General features: G+C 65.8%; 16 protein-coding genes. 11 read left to right on the forward strand and 5 right to left on the reverse strand.

Annotation, left to right across the window (positions count from 1 at the left end; genetic code table 11):
• Positions 1–92 precede the first annotated feature (92 nt).
• Positions 93–1,214 (forward strand): pyridoxal phosphate-dependent aminotransferase, encoded by a 1,122-nt coding sequence (locus ACIIOY_RS12750; protein WP_411035050.1) that lies wholly within the window; start codon positions 93–95, stop codon positions 1,212–1,214.
• A 46-nt stretch (positions 1,215–1,260) separates the two neighbouring features.
• On the opposite strand, the gene ACIIOY_RS12755 is transcribed toward ACIIOY_RS12750, so the two are convergent.
• Positions 1,261–1,530, reverse strand: coding sequence for an SEL1-like repeat protein (locus tag ACIIOY_RS12755; RefSeq protein ID WP_411035051.1), 270 nt, complete (start codon positions 1,528–1,530; stop codon positions 1,261–1,263).
• 468 nt (positions 1,531–1,998) lie between these two features.
• Here ACIIOY_RS12755 and ACIIOY_RS12760 point away from each other — a divergent pair, with 468 nt between their 5' ends.
• From ACIIOY_RS12760 to ACIIOY_RS12790, 7 genes are all read left to right on the forward strand, one after another.
• On the forward strand, positions 1,999–2,337 hold the full coding sequence (locus ACIIOY_RS12760) for a DUF2147 domain-containing protein (protein ID WP_411035052.1): 339 nt from the start codon (positions 1,999–2,001) through the stop codon (positions 2,335–2,337).
• Between the two features lie 173 nt (positions 2,338–2,510).
• Positions 2,511–2,690: a hypothetical protein gene (locus ACIIOY_RS12765; protein WP_411035053.1), complete on the forward strand. Its 180-nt coding sequence runs from the start codon at positions 2,511–2,513 to the stop codon at positions 2,688–2,690.
• Between the two features lie 30 nt (positions 2,691–2,720).
• On the forward strand, positions 2,721–2,897 hold the full coding sequence (locus tag ACIIOY_RS12770; RefSeq protein ID WP_411035054.1) for a hypothetical protein: 177 nt from the start codon (positions 2,721–2,723) through the stop codon (positions 2,895–2,897).
• 71 nt (positions 2,898–2,968) lie between these two features.
• The gene (locus ACIIOY_RS12775; RefSeq protein WP_411035055.1) at positions 2,969–3,289 is read left to right on the forward strand and encodes a YnfA family protein; all 321 of its coding nucleotides are present in this window, start codon (positions 2,969–2,971) and stop codon (positions 3,287–3,289) included.
• A gap of 60 nt (positions 3,290–3,349) precedes the next feature.
• The gene (locus tag ACIIOY_RS12780) at positions 3,350–4,852 is read left to right on the forward strand and encodes an AMP nucleosidase (protein WP_411035056.1); all 1,503 of its coding nucleotides are present in this window, start codon (positions 3,350–3,352) and stop codon (positions 4,850–4,852) included.
• A 67-nt stretch (positions 4,853–4,919) separates the two neighbouring features.
• The gene (locus ACIIOY_RS12785; protein ID WP_411035057.1) at positions 4,920–5,201 is read left to right on the forward strand and encodes a ribbon-helix-helix protein, CopG family; all 282 of its coding nucleotides are present in this window, start codon (positions 4,920–4,922) and stop codon (positions 5,199–5,201) included.
• Positions 5,191–5,634, forward strand: a complete 444-nt coding sequence (locus ACIIOY_RS12790) for a type II toxin-antitoxin system VapC family toxin (protein WP_411035058.1) — start codon at positions 5,191–5,193, stop codon at positions 5,632–5,634. The genes ACIIOY_RS12785 and ACIIOY_RS12790 overlap by 11 nt, the downstream gene beginning before the upstream one ends.
• On the opposite strand, the gene ACIIOY_RS12795 is transcribed toward ACIIOY_RS12790, so the two are convergent.
• Entirely contained in the window at positions 5,635–7,008 is a 1,374-nt protein-coding gene (locus ACIIOY_RS12795) for an aspartate aminotransferase family protein (protein WP_411035059.1), read from the reverse strand. It abuts the gene before it with no gap.
• Positions 7,009–7,156: 148 nt separating this feature from the next.
• Here ACIIOY_RS12795 and ACIIOY_RS12800 point away from each other — a divergent pair, with 148 nt between their 5' ends.
• Complete coding sequence (locus tag ACIIOY_RS12800; protein ID WP_411035060.1) at positions 7,157–8,515, forward strand: glutamine synthetase family protein; 1,359 nt, start codon at positions 7,157–7,159, stop codon at positions 8,513–8,515.
• A gap of 170 nt (positions 8,516–8,685) precedes the next feature.
• Here ACIIOY_RS12800 and ACIIOY_RS12805 read toward each other — a convergent pair whose 3' ends face one another.
• Entirely contained in the window at positions 8,686–9,624 is a 939-nt protein-coding gene (locus tag ACIIOY_RS12805; RefSeq protein ID WP_411035061.1) for a diacylglycerol/lipid kinase family protein, read from the reverse strand.
• A 351-nt stretch (positions 9,625–9,975) separates the two neighbouring features.
• Between ACIIOY_RS12805 and ACIIOY_RS12810 the strand changes: the two genes are divergently transcribed.
• Positions 9,976–11,214, forward strand: a complete 1,239-nt coding sequence (locus ACIIOY_RS12810; RefSeq protein ID WP_411035062.1) for an MFS transporter — start codon at positions 9,976–9,978, stop codon at positions 11,212–11,214.
• A 52-nt stretch (positions 11,215–11,266) separates the two neighbouring features.
• Here the strand turns inward: ACIIOY_RS12810 and ACIIOY_RS12815 are convergent, their stop codons facing one another.
• Positions 11,267–11,737, reverse strand: coding sequence for an Lrp/AsnC family transcriptional regulator (locus tag ACIIOY_RS12815; protein WP_411035063.1), 471 nt, complete (start codon positions 11,735–11,737; stop codon positions 11,267–11,269).
• Between the two features lie 143 nt (positions 11,738–11,880).
• Between ACIIOY_RS12815 and ACIIOY_RS12820 the strand changes: the two genes are divergently transcribed.
• Positions 11,881–12,783 (forward strand): DMT family transporter, encoded by a 903-nt coding sequence (locus ACIIOY_RS12820; protein WP_411035177.1) that lies wholly within the window; start codon positions 11,881–11,883, stop codon positions 12,781–12,783.
• Positions 12,784–12,829: 46 nt separating this feature from the next.
• On the opposite strand, the gene ACIIOY_RS12825 is transcribed toward ACIIOY_RS12820, so the two are convergent.
• Positions 12,830–13,717, reverse strand: coding sequence for an ABC transporter permease (locus ACIIOY_RS12825; RefSeq protein WP_411035064.1), 888 nt, complete (start codon positions 13,715–13,717; stop codon positions 12,830–12,832).
• Positions 13,718–13,827: the final 110 nt, after the last annotated feature.

The raw sequence follows: 13,827 nt of genomic DNA on the forward strand, positions 1-13,827 counted from the left end.
GCGTTCCACCGCCGCGGATTATTGGCTAGGGTGCCTGCGGCCGCCGATTCCGGCGGCCTTCCTATCCGCCCCACCCATCCGCAGGCGCCTTCATGTCCGCATTCTCCCGCTTCACCGCCATCGCCCAGTCCCTGCCCGCAGCCGTGCCCTTCGTCGGCCCGGAAGCCATCGAGCGCAACCGCGGCCTTGCTGTCAAGGCCCGCATCGGCGCGAACGAAAGCGGCTTCGGCCCCGCCCCTTCCGTGCTCGAGGCGATGCGCGCGGCGGCCGCGACGACCTGGATGTACAGCGATCCGGAGAATTTCGAGCTGCGCGAGGCTCTCGCCCTCGCCCACGGCATTTCGCGCGACAATATCGCGGTCGGCGGCGGCATCGACGGGCTGCTCGGCGAGATCGCACGGCTCGTCGTCGAACCGGGCACGCCGGTCGTGACCTCGCTCGGCGGCTACCCCACCTTCAACTACCATGTGAACGGTTTCGGCGGGCGGCTCGTCACCGTGCCCTATGCGGGCGACAGGGAGAATCTCGACGGCCTGCTTGCCGCCGTGCGGCAGGAAAACGCGCCGCTCGTCTACGTCGCCAATCCCGACAATCCGATGGGAAGCTGGTGGGATGCCGACAGCGTCGTCGCCTTCGCGCGGGCGCTGCCGGAAACGACGCTGCTCGTCCTCGACGAGGCCTACGGCGAAACGGCGCCGGCCGGCACGATCCCGCCCGTCGAGGCGCTGATCGGCCAGCCGAACGTCCTGCGCATGCGCACCTTCTCGAAGGCCTACGGCCTTGCCGGCGCGCGGATCGGCTATGCGATCGGCACGCTCGGCAACGCGCAGGCCTTCGACAAGATCCGCAATCATTTCGGCATGGCGCGGGTCTCGGTCCAGGCCGCGCTCGCCGCGCTGAAGGACCAGGCCTATCTTGCGGACGTCATCGCCCGCATCGCCGCCTCCCGCGAGCGTATCGCGGGGATCGCAGGGGCAAACGGCCTTCTTCCGCTTGCCTCCGCCACCAATTTCGTCACCATCGACTGCGGGCGGGACGGCACCCACGCCCGGGCCATCGTCGACGGCCTGATGGAACACGGCGTCTTCATCCGCATGCCGGGCATCGCCCCCCTCAACCGGTGCATCCGCATCAGCGTCGGGCCGGACGAGGACATGGCGCTGCTGGAGGAAGCGCTGCCGCGGGTTTTGAAGGCAGTAGGCAGTAGGCAGTAGAGGTAACGCCCTACTGCCTACTGCCTACCGCCTGACGCCTATCCCCTCAATGCACCGTCATCCATTCCCGCGCCGCACGCAGCGCCAGGGCGAGGTCGGTCTTCGTCATCGTCGCGGCGAGGTCGGCGCGCAGTTCGGCGGCGCGATCGCAACCCTTGATGGCAGCGATGTTGAGCCATTTGTGCGCCTGCACCAGATCGACGTCGCAGCCGCGGCCCGTCGCATACATGAGGCCCATGTCGCAGAAGGTTTCGGCGCGGTTCTCGCCGCCCGTCATGGCGGCCGTTTCGGTGTTCTGAAAGTCAAAGCGTGCCATTTCGATTGTCCCTGTCTGACTGGTTTACTGCTTTTAATACCCTGTTTTACCTGCCCTTTCGGGCCTCCTCCGGCGCCTGCCGTCTTCTGCGGCCTTGGTCTTCCTTCGGAGTTTTGCCGGCCGGTTCTTCCGTGCTCGTCTTATGGCCCGACTATGCCGCCAGCCTTTCAAAATGCGCTTAAAATGCATGCTTAATTTGAGACGAACAAAATCCAAACGCTTGGTAAAATTGGATTTTCGTTAAACATCGCACCCCTTGGAAATGGCGGCATTCGCTTCAAAATTTACGGATTGTTCAACCGGCGATTTCAACCTTTCGCTAACCACGGCAGACGACTGCGGTTTTCAGGCACACCGTTTTTCATGCGCCGGGACCTCCCGAGAACCGCTGAAATCCGGCCGGAGTGGATATTTACCTTTACGTTTGCGTAAGATATGCTTCGGCTCTCATTCTGGAGGAGGAAGAGAATGAAACTGAGGACATGGATCGCCGCCGCCCTTCTTGCCGTTCCGGGCGCCGCCCTTGCCGCCGAGCCGATCGAAGGAAACTGGAAGACGGCGAGCGGCGCGACGGCCGTCATCGCCAAATGCGGCGGCAGCTTCTGCATCACGCTGAAATCGGGCAAGCATGCCGGAAAGCGCATCGGCCAGCTGAAGGGATCGGGCTCCGACTACAGCGGCTCGATCACCGATCCCGAGACGGACAAGACCTACAGCGGTTCAGGCTCGGTCAGCGGCAAATCGCTGCGCATGAAGGGCTGCGTGCTGGCCGTGCTCTGCAAGTCGCAGACCTGGACGCGGCTCTAGCCAAGAGCGGAAAGGACCGGAAGCCCGCCTTCCGTTTGACGAGCCGCCGGGCATGCCCGGCGGCTTTTTCGTTGGCTGTTCGCCCTCACAGCTTTCCTGAACGGGAGATGAACCGGCCTCTCAGGGAGCGTTCAGTCCCGGAATGCGACAAGGGCTGCATCGAAAACACCTGGATGAGGGACAAGACCATGGACATCCTCGCGCGCCGCCTGACCATCATCACCCTTCTGATGGCCATTTTCGCGATCATGCTGGCCGCCGCCGTCGAGACCGACTACCGCCGCAGCACGCACAACGCCACCGGCAAGATGATGGCCTGCTCGGCGCCGCAGATGTGCCGCGCCGCCCTCTGATCTTACCCTGACCAGACCTGGATCCTTCCGATGACGACCGCCCTCCTCCAAACCTGCGCCATCGCCCTGCGCATCCTCGCTCTCTCGGCGATGATGATCGCCCCGGTCGGCGCCCTTGCCTGGAACAATGCGGGCGGTCTCGGCATCGAGAAACAGGGCGCCGGCCTCGTGCTCTTCGTCACCCTCCAGCGCCAGTCGATGAGCTGAGAACCACGCTGGCAGCCGTGCCGTTCCGTGCTAAACCGGGTGAGCTTCACGCCAGCCACCCGGAGCACCGGATGAAATCCCTTCTCGTCTTTTCCGCCGCCGCCCTTGCCGAGATCGCCGGGTGCTTCGCCTTCTGGGCCTGGTGGCGGCTCGACAAGCCCATCCTCTGGCTCGTTCCCGGCATGGCCTCGCTCGCCCTCTTCGGCTGGCTCTTGGCGCAGGTCGACAGCGCCTTCGCCGGCCGCGCCTATGCGGCCTACGGCGGGGTCTATATCGCCGCCTCCCTGCTCTGGCTCTGGTTCGCCGAGGGGCTGCGCCCCGACCGCTTCGACGTCGCGGGCGCGGCGCTGGCGCTCGCCGGCGCGGGCGTCATTCTCGCCGCCCCGCGATAGGGCTTGCGGGCGCGTCCAAGTTGTCGTTTGCTTGTCGAAAAACAACAACTATAGTGATTCATGAGCAAGCGAATCTTTTCTCCGAAGCCCCTCTCCTTCGCCACGCCCCCCTCCTACGAGCCGCGGTCCTTCGATGATCCGGTGGCCGCCGTCGATGCCCTCCAGGAACTCTACGACCGCAATACCAGGTTCCTGACCGACGCCTTCCTGTCGCTCGGCGAGACCGGCACGCCGGAAAAGCGCTTCCGCGCCTGCTATCCGCAGGTCAGCATCGAGACGACCAGCTTCGGCCACGTCGATTCCCGCCTCTCCTACGGCTACGTGGCCTCGCCCGGCGTCTATACGACGACCATCACCCACCCGGAGCTCTTCCGGCACTATCTCAAGGAGCAGCTCGGCCTGTTGATGCGCAACCACGGCATCAGCGTCACCGTCTCGGAATCGACGACGCCGATCCCGCTGCACTTCGCCTTCGGGGAAGGCGCGCATGTGGAGGCAGGCGTCGCGGAGGGCATCGAGCTTCCTCTGCGCGACCTCTTCGACGCGCCGGACCTGACGAACACCGACGACGAGATCGCCAACGGCTCCTACGAACCCGGTCCCGGCGAGCCCTCGCCGCTTGCCCCCTTCACCGCGCAGCGCATCGACTATTCGCTCGCCCGCCTCAGCCACTACACGGCCACGAGCGCCAACCATTTCCAGAACTTCGTGCTCTTCACGAACTACCAGTTCTACGTCGACGAGTTCTGCGAGTGGGCGCGCCAGCAGATGGCCGAAGGCGGCAACGGCTACACGGCCTTCGTGGAGCCCGGCAATATCGTCACGCCGGCAGGCGCCGACAGGCCGGAGCCGAACATCACGCCCGGCCGCCTGCCGCAGATGCCGGCCTATCACATCAAGAAGAAGGGCCACGGCGGTATAACGCTCGTCAATATCGGCGTCGGGCCCTCCAACGCCAAGACGATCACCGACCATATCGCCGTGCTGCGCCCGCATGCCTGGCTGATGCTCGGCCATTGCGCGGGCCTCAGGAACAGCCAGACGCTGGGCGACTACGTGCTCGCCCACGCTTATGTGCGCGAGGACCACGTGCTCGACGACGACCTTCCCGTCTGGGTGCCGATCCCGGCGCTCGCCGAGGTGCAGGTGGCGCTCGAAAGCGCCGTGGAGGAGGTGACGGGCCTCGAAGGCTACGACCTCAAGCGCATCATGCGCACCGGCACCGTCGCGACCATTGACAACCGCAACTGGGAGCTGCGCGACCAGCGCGGGCCGGTGAAACGCCTCTCCCAGTCGCGCGCCATCGCGCTCGACATGGAATCGGCCACCATCGCCGCCAACGGCTTCCGCTTCCGCGTGCCCTACGGCACGCTGCTGTGCGTCTCCGACAAGCCGCTGCACGGCGAATTGAAGCTGCCCGGCATGGCGACGGCCTTCTACCGCACCCAGGTGAACCAGCACCTGAGGATCGGCATCCGCGCGCTGGAGAAGCTGGCGGGCATGCCGACGGAGAAGCTGCATTCGCGCAAGCTGAGAAGCTTCTTCGAGACGGCGTTCCAGTAGCGGTCGGTGGAATTGAAGTTCATGGCGGTATCGACTACATTCGACTACAGAACCGTGGCGATAGGCGATGAGCACTGCAACCCACCCCACCTCCATAAGATTGTCGAAGGAAACGCTTGCGCTGCTGGATCAGCGCGCACGCGAAACAAAGCGTTCTCGGTCATTTCTCGTCGAGCAGGCCGTCCGAAGGCACCTTGCGGCGACGGCGGGGCCGATTGATGCCGATGAAACGGCAGGGAAGATCGAACGCCTCCGTGCGTTCAAAGGGGTGGGCGCAAAACGGTACGGGCCTCTTTCCTCGGATGAAATAGACGTCCTCCGCCGCGAATTCTCCGGCGATGACGAGTAGCGGCTGGCTCGACCAGACGACACGGCTCTATCTGGATTCCAATATCGTCATTTACTACATCCAGGGCGAAGCCGACCGGCAAAGGCAGGTCGATGCCCTGCTGACGGACGCCCTGTCCCGCAATATCGAACTCATCGCCAACGAAATCGTCGTTTGCGAATGTCTCTACGGCGCCTACCGCCTCGGGCGAGCGGACGTGGAAGCCGCCTACAGGTCGCTTTTCTTCGAGGCCGGAATCATAACGGTCGTCCCGGCAGACTTCCGCCTGCTGGACACGGCGGCGCGCATCGGCGCTACGAAGGGCCTCAAGCTGCTCGATGCCAGCCACTATTGTTCCGCCATCGACTTCGGCTGCGAGTCTCTCGTGACCAACGATGCGAAATTCGTTTCCGACGAGACCCTTCGCGTCATCCAGCTGCGCGATTGCCCATAGCTACGCCCCCAGCACCTTCCACGCATGCTCCAGCCCCTTGCGCGTGATGTCGATCATCTCGTCGACCTCGGCATGGGTGATGACGAGCGGCGGGGAGAAGAGCATGCGGTCGCCGGTGGCGCGCAGCACGAGGCCGTTTTCGAGGCAATGGTTGCGGACGGTGACGCCCGCCTTCTCCTTGTCCTCGAAGCGCTTGCGGGCCGCTTTGTCCTCGGCGAGCTGGACGGCGGCCATCAGGCCGACCTGCTGGACCTCGCCGACGATCGGCAGGTCCTCCAGCGATTTCAGGCCCGCGGCAAGATAGGGGCCGATGTCGTCGCGCACGCGCTCGACGAGCCCTTCGTCCTCGATGATGCGCAGGTTCTCGAGCGCCGCGGCGGCGCAGACCGGGTGGCCGGAATAGGTGAAGCCGTGGTTGAAGTCGCCGACCTCCTCGACCAGCACGTTGCCGACGCGGTCGGAGACCATGACGCCGCCGATCGGCAGATAGCCGGAGGAGAGGCCCTTGGCGATGGGCGCAAGGTCCGGCTCGACGCCGAAATGCTGGTGGCCGAACCAGTAGCCGGTGCGGCCGAAGCCGCAGATCACCTCGTCCGTCACGAGCAGGATGTTCCTCGCCTTGCAGATGCGGGCGATCTCGGGCCAGTAGGTCGCCGGCGGCACGATGACGCCGCCCGCGCCCTGGACCGGCTCGGCGACGAAGGCGGCGACATTGTCCTCGCCGAGCTCGTCGATCTTCTTCTCCAGCTGGCGGGCCATCTTCAGGCCGAACTCGTCCGGCGGCAGGTCGCCGCCCTCGCCGAACCAGTAGGGTTGGTCGATGTGGTGGACGCCGGCGATCGGCAGGTCCCCCTGCTCGTGCATCCACTTCATGCCGCCGAGCGAGGCGCCGGCCACGGTGGAGCCGTGATAGCCGTTCCTGCGGGCGATGACCGCCTTCTTGGTGGGCTTGCCCATGGCGCCCCAGTAGACGCGGGCCATGCGGAACCAGGTGTCGTTCGCCTCCGAGCCCGAGCCGGTGAAGAAGACGCGGTTGATGTGCGGGCCGGCGTGCGAGGTGATCTTCTGGGCGAGCAGCACGGCCGGCGGCGTCGTGGTGCCGAAGAAGGTGTTGTAGTAGGGCAGCTCGTTCATCTGGCGCACGACGGCGCCCGCGATCTCCTTGCGGCCGTAGCCGATGTTGACGCACCAGAGGCCGGCGAAGCCGTCGAGATAGCGCTTGCCGTGGTTGTCGAAGATGTAGGAGCCCTCGCCGCGCTCGATGATGCGCGTGCCGGCCGCATTCAGCTTCTTCATGTCCGAGAAGGGATGAAGGTGATGGGCGGCATCGAGGGCGCCGAGGTTGGATACGGCTGCTGCACTGCTTTTCGACATTTTGATACATCCCCGGGGATAGGCCCGCCTTATTGAACGGCGGGAAAGAATGGGCTACGAAAATGCCCACAGAACAGGCATTTGGCAAGGCATCGGGCGAAGGCCGCGACTTCTTTCCAAGGCTTCCCGCCCAACCGAAGCAGACAGCATGACAAACGACAGAACGGCAGCCGGTTCCCCGCCCGCCAATGCTCCGCCCCGTATCGAAATCCTCCTCGTCGGCATGAACGGGGACCTGCGCGGCAAGCAGGTTCCGCCGGAAGGCGAGAAGAAGATCTGGGACGGGTCGGTCCGTCTGCCCTCCTCCACCCAGTCGCTCGACATCTGGGGCGACGACAACGACGACATCACGGGCCTTTCGCTATCCGTCGGCGACCCGGACGGGGTGTGCATTCCCGACAAACGCTCGCTGACCGTCATGCCCTGGGCGCCGGAAGGCTCGCGCCAGGTGCTCGCCACCATGCACGAGTTCGACGGCACGCCCTCCTTCATGGACCCGCGCGCCATCCTCGCGCGCATGCTCAAGCGGTTCGGGGACCGCGACCTGACGCCGGTCGTGGCGACCGAGCTCGAATTCTACGTGGTAGAGGACGACTGGCGCGAGACGGGCAGGCCCCGCCCGCCGGCCGCCCTCATGTACCGCGACGAGCCGAACGGCTTCCAGCTCTACGACATGCGCGCGACGGACGCGCTCGACGGCTACCTCCAGACCGTGCGCGCCTGGGCGAAGGCCATGGACCTGCCGGCGGATGCGACGACGGCGGAATTCGGCCCCGGCCAGTTCGAGATCAACCTCCTGCACCGGCCGGACGCGATGGCCGCGGCCGACGACTGCATCTATCTGAAACGCATCGCCGATCACGCCGCGCGCCGCTTCGGCCTGAAATCCACCTGCATGGCCAAGCCCTATGCCGACCAGGCGGGCTCGGGCCTGCACGTCCATTGCAGCATCGTCGACAGGGATGGCCGAAACATCCTCGACGCCAGGGGCGGCGAGCCGGCGAAGCTGAAGTCGGTCACGGCCGGCATGCTGCGGACGATGCGCGACGCGCAGCTCGTCTTCGCGCCCTTCGCCAATTCCTACCGCCGCTTCCAGCCGGGCTCCTTCGCGCCGGTGGACCTCACCTGGGGTTTCGGCCATCGCGGCACGGCGATCCGCATACCCGACAAGGACGGGCCGGCGGCGCGTGTCGAGCATCGCGTGGCGGGCGCGGACGTCAATCCCTACCTCCTGCTGACGGCGATCCTCGGCGGCATCCTCCTCGGGCTCGACGAGGACCTCGATCCCGGACCGGTGACGGAGCCGGGCAAGCAGGCCCCGCCGGCGACCCGCCTGACGCACGACTTCCTGACGGCCGTGGAAGAATTCTCCGCCTCGCCCTTCATCAGAGACACTTTTGGCGCAGGGTACCAGAAGCTCTACGGCGACACGAAGCGCAAGGAGGCGATCACCTACCTGCGCACGGTCTCGGACTTCGACTACCAGACCTACCTGCCGCGGATCTAGGATAGGACTGCGGAAAAGCATCCCCCTCATCCGCCTGCCCGCAAGCGGGGCGAAGGGGACGTGAGGCACCGGTTTCCTCAACCATGGCCGGCTCGTGGGGCAAGTCCCCTCTCCCCGCTTGCGGGGAGAGGGTTAGGGTGAGGGGCAATCGCCCATGCTGCGCCCCGGATTCAAGCGGCCGCCGGCTCGGTCGTCTCCATGCTTTCGGCCTGCGCCTTCGGCACGATCACCTTCAACTCGCCCGGATGCAGCCGGATCGAGACCTCGCGGTCCATCGGCAGCAATTCGCCGTCGATGACGCAGTTGATCGCCCGGTCGACCTTCGGGAAGTGAAGGTCGACGGCGGTGCCGGTCATTTCCGTGACATCGGCATTTTCCCGCAGCTTGCCGCGCAGGATGTCGAAGGCGAGCTTGGCGACGCCGGCCGGCTTGAGCGGATTGGTCGTATAGAAGCCGAGATGGCCGCCGGTCGGATCGTCCGCATAGAGCAGGCCGTTTTCGCCGAACCGGTTGTTCGAGACGTTGATGGCCGAGACCTTGCGGTGCTCTTCGACGCCGTCGACATTGAACTCCACCTCGAACTCGGGCGGATCGAGGATGACGCCGAAGGCGGCCCGGGTGTTGGCTGCGATCTTGCCGAGGCGCGAGCGATAGGTCATCGCGTTGCGCAGGCGCACCAGCCTGGCATGCAGGCCGGCGGAGAACTGGTGCACGAACGGGCGGTCATCCGCCGTGCCGATGTCGGCGGCCGCTATGTCGCCGTCCGCCAGCGCGTCGATCGCCTGCCAGATGTCGAGCGGGATGTTCAGCGAGCGCGCGAAGAGGTTCATCGTGCCCGCCGGAACGATGCCGAGCGGCATCTTGCTCTGCCAGGCAAGGCCGGCCGCGGCCGAAACCGTGCCGTCGCCGCCGCCGGCCAGCATCGCGTCGAGATCGGTGCGGTCCGCGCAGCGGCGCAGCGCCGTCTCGATATCGCTTCCCTCAACGATGTCGCAGTCGAGGTGGTGCCCCGCCTCCGAGAAGACCTTCTCCGCGTGGCGGGCATAGGCCTCCATGTCGGTGGTGCGGAACGTCCCCCCGTCCCTGTTGAAAATCGCCTGAACTCTCATTCGCATACTCCGCGTGGCGGCCGAGAACGCCCGAAGGGTGACTGTCCCCATTAGATAGTCGAGAAAGCGGCAATTCACAGGCGATCATGAAACAGATTGCAATAAATCGTGAAACGCCGCCGTCCGGCCAAATGCGGGACGGGCGAAAAATCGCAGTAGGCAGCGGGCCGCGATTTGATATAGTGCAAGCCGGTCGCGTGCGTCGGGAGTGCGCCTGCCGGCCGTATTTTACCTTCCCCATCGTGGCCACCCGGCCGGACCAGACCCACATCAGCAGCCAGGAGGAGTGGCCGCCCCCGTGAGGGTTCGTCGCCGATTTGCCGCGTGGGCCATACCTGCGGAGCCGCCCCCGTGTCCGAACATCCCCTGCCCAGCGCCGCCCTCTCCTCCGGGCAGCCGCCGCTTCCGCCGCTCGCCGTCACCCTGATCATCCTGGCGCTGGCCGTCGGCAGCTTCGGCATCGGCACCGGCGAATTCGCCATCATGGGCCTGCTGCCCGACGTCGCGGCCACCTTCGGCGTGACGACCGCCCAGGCCGGCTACGTCATCAGCGCCTATGCCTTCGGCGTCGTGGTGGGCGCGCCGGTGATCGCCGTCATCGGCGCCCGCTACCGCCGGCGCGACCTGCTTTTGGTGCTGATGGGCGTCTTCGCGGCCGGCAACCTCGCCAGCGCCGCCGCCCCGAGCTTCGAGAGCTTCATGCTTTTCCGCTTCCTCTCCGGCCTGCCGCACGGCGCCTATTTCGGCGTGGCGGCGCTCGTCGCCGCCTCCATGGTGCCGGTCAACAAGCGCACGCAGGCGGTCGGCAAGGTCATGCTGGGCCTCACCCTCGCGACGCTGATCGGCACGCCGCTCGCCGCCTTCTTCGGCCAGCTGCTCGACTGGCAGTACATGTTCGTCGCCGTCGGCGTCACCGGGCTCCTGACCGTCGCGCTGATCGCGGTCTTCCTTCCGCGCGACAAGGCGCAGAGGGGCATCAATGCGCTGACCGAGCTTTCCGCCCTCAAGCGCAAGCAGGTATGGCTGACGCTCGGCATCGCGGCGTCCGGCTTCTGCGGCATGTTCGCGGTCTTCACCTACATTTCGCCGATCGTCACCGAGGTCGCAGGCCTCAGCGTCGGCATGGTGCCGGTCATCATGGCGATCTTCGGCTGCGGCATGATCGTCGGCAACGTCTTCGGGGCCAAGCTCGCCGACCTCTCGCTGATGCGCACCATCGGCTGGTCGCTGGTGCTTTACTTCGTCGTGCTCGTCGGCCTGTCGCTGACGGCGCACAACCCCATCCTGCTCGGCATCTGCTGCTTCCTGATCGGCTGCAGCTTCGTCGTCGGCCCGGCCCTCCAGACGCGCCTGATGGATGTCGCCGGCAATGCGCAGACGCTCGCCGCCGCGCTCAACCATTCCGCCTTCAACGTCGCCAACGCGCTCGGCGCGCTGTTCGGCGGCCTGTCGATCAGCGCGGGCTACGGTTACGGCTCGATGGGCTTCGTCGGCGCGGCGACGGCCATCGTCGGCTTCGGCGTCTTCCTGGTCTCGCTGACGCTCGAGAAGATGGATCGGGCGGCAACGCCCGCCTGCCCGGCCGAGTGACCGGAAAGGACCGCACGGCGCCTTCGGGCGCCGTCTTCGTCCGCGGCAGGCGCTACGGCGCCGGCAGTTTCAGCGGGCCGCCGGTCTTGATGCTGCGAATCGCGAAATTGGACCTTATGTCCGTGACGTTCGGCATGCAGAGCAGGGTTTCCGTCAGCAGCCGTTCATAGGCGGCGAGGTCCTCCACCACGACCTCCGCCAGGAAATCCGCGTTGCCGGAGATCAGGAAGCAGGACACGACCTCCGGTATGGCCAGCAGCGCCTCCTGCTGGGCCATCGCATTCTCCCGGCTGTGCTGCCCCACCTTGATCTCGACGAAGACCGTCAGGCCGAGGCCGACCTCCTTGCGGTCGATGTCGGCGCGATAGCCGCGCAGCACGCCCGATTTCTCCAGGTTGCGGATGCGGCGCAGGCACGGCGACGGCGACAGGTTCACCCGTTCGGCGATCTCGACGTTCGTCGCGCGCGCATCCTCCTGCAGCACCTTGAGGATGGCGATGTCGAATTTATCCAGGTTTGGCATATCCAAGAACTTCTTCGGCCGTAATTGATACGATCGTGTGCATCCTACGCGAATGAAGGCATAAATCGCAAGGACGTGCCTTGCCCTTCAGCGCTAGAGTCCGGCCATGCATCGAGCCCGGCAGAAAGGACATCGCCATGGCCATGGTCTCGCTTCCCTCCGCAGACAAATCCAATCCCCTCATCGCCGGCTATGCCGGGGCGGTCGTCACGGTGCTGATCTGGGCGGCCTGGGTGCTGGCGACGCGCCACACGGCGGCAACGCCGCTCGGCACGATCGATATCGGCCTCATCCGCTACGGCGTTCCGGCGATCCTGCTCGCGCCGATCTGGCTGAAAACCGGGCTGTTGCCGAAGGGCGTGCCGTCCAGGCTCGTCGCCGTCATGGTGGCGGGGGCCGGCGCGCTGTTCTTCCAGGTCACGGCCGCGGCGCTGCATACGACGCCCGCCGCGCCCGGCGGCATCCTGCTCGGCGGCTCCATGCCGCTTGCCACCGCGCTGATCGGCATCGCGCTTTTCGGCGAGCGGCCGGACCGCATGCGCCTTGCCGGCCTTGCCGCCATCGTCGCCGGCGTCGTCATCCTGCTTGCCGCCAGCCTGCAGAAAAGCGGCATGACCATGACCGGTTTCCTGCTGCTGCCGCTCGGCGCCGTGCTCTGGGCGGGGTTCACGCACGCCTTCCGCCGCTCCGGGCTTTCCGCGCTGGAGGGCGCCGCCCTCATCGCGGCCTGGTCGTTCCTGATCCATCTGCTGCTGGCCGCGATCTTCGGCACGCATCTTGCCGAGGCGTCGCTGCCCGACCTCGCGCTCCAGATCACCAGCCAGGGCATCCTGTCCGGCCTCATCGCCACCTTCGCCTATGGCACCGCCATCCGTACCCTCGGCGGCAGCCAGGCCGCCGCCTTCACGGCGATCACGCCGGTGCTGGCGACGCTCGGCGGCGCGGTCTTCCTGGGGGAACGTTTCGGCGCGGCGGAGATCACCGCCGCCCTCGTCGTCGGCGCGGGCGTCGCGCTCTCCACCGGCATCCTCTCGCCGAGGCGCTGAGGTTAAGGGAGGGCGCCCGCGGCTCGTGCCGGGCGCCCTCTTTCGGTCAGCCGTGGATGATCTCGCGGTGCTTCTGCAGGCGCTTGCCGAAGGCCTGGCTCACGCGGTCGAAGATGATGGCGATGCCGACGATGGCAAGGCCGTTGAAGATACCGAGCGTGAAGTACTGGTTGGAGATCGCCTTCAGCACCGGCTGGCCGAGGCCCTGCACGCCGATCATCGAGGCGATGACCACCATGGCGAGCGCCATCATGATCGTCTGGTTGATGCCGGCCATGATGGTGGGCAGGGCCAGCGGCATCTGCACGTTCTTCAGCTTCTGCCAGCTCGACGAGCCGAAGGCGTCGGCCGCTTCCAGCACGTCCTTGTCGACGAGGCGGATGCCGAGATTGGTGAGGCGGATCATCGGCGGTATGGCGTAGATGACGACGGCAATGAGGCCGGGGACCTTGCCGATGCCGAGCAGCATGACCACCGGTATCAGGTAGACGAAACTCGGCATGGTCTGCATGACGTCGAGGATCGGGTTGATCGCGTTCTGCACCCTGTCCGAGCGCGACATGAGGATGCCGATCGGTATGCCGATGACGATGGAGAGCACCGTACAGACGAAGATCATCGAGACCGTCTTCATCGTGTCGTCCCACATGTCGAAATAGCCGATCAGGAGAAGCGTGACGATGGTGCCGGCGACGATCTTCCAGTTGCGGCTGGCGAACCAGGCGACGAGCGCGATCAGGAGAAGGATGATCGGCCAGGGCGTGCGCGTCATGAAGCGCTCGGACCAGATGAGAAAATGCTGCAGCGGCTCGAAGACGGACTCGATGCTGTCGCCATAGGCGCGCGTGAAGGCACGGAAGCCCTCATCGATCGCCTTCTTGAGGTCGCGCAGCGAATCCGCGTTCATCGTCGGAAATTTCGTGAACCATTCCATATCGATCCCCTTCCGGCTCCGGCCGGTCTTGCGCCGGCTTTCGAACCAAACCCTGAAGCATGCCGCCGAAAGGCGCGTGGCGATCTTGCCAACGGCATGCGCGAAAACGA

Source organism: Shinella agrisoli, assembly GCF_046557955.1.
GTDB lineage: Bacteria > Pseudomonadota > Alphaproteobacteria > Rhizobiales > Rhizobiaceae > Shinella.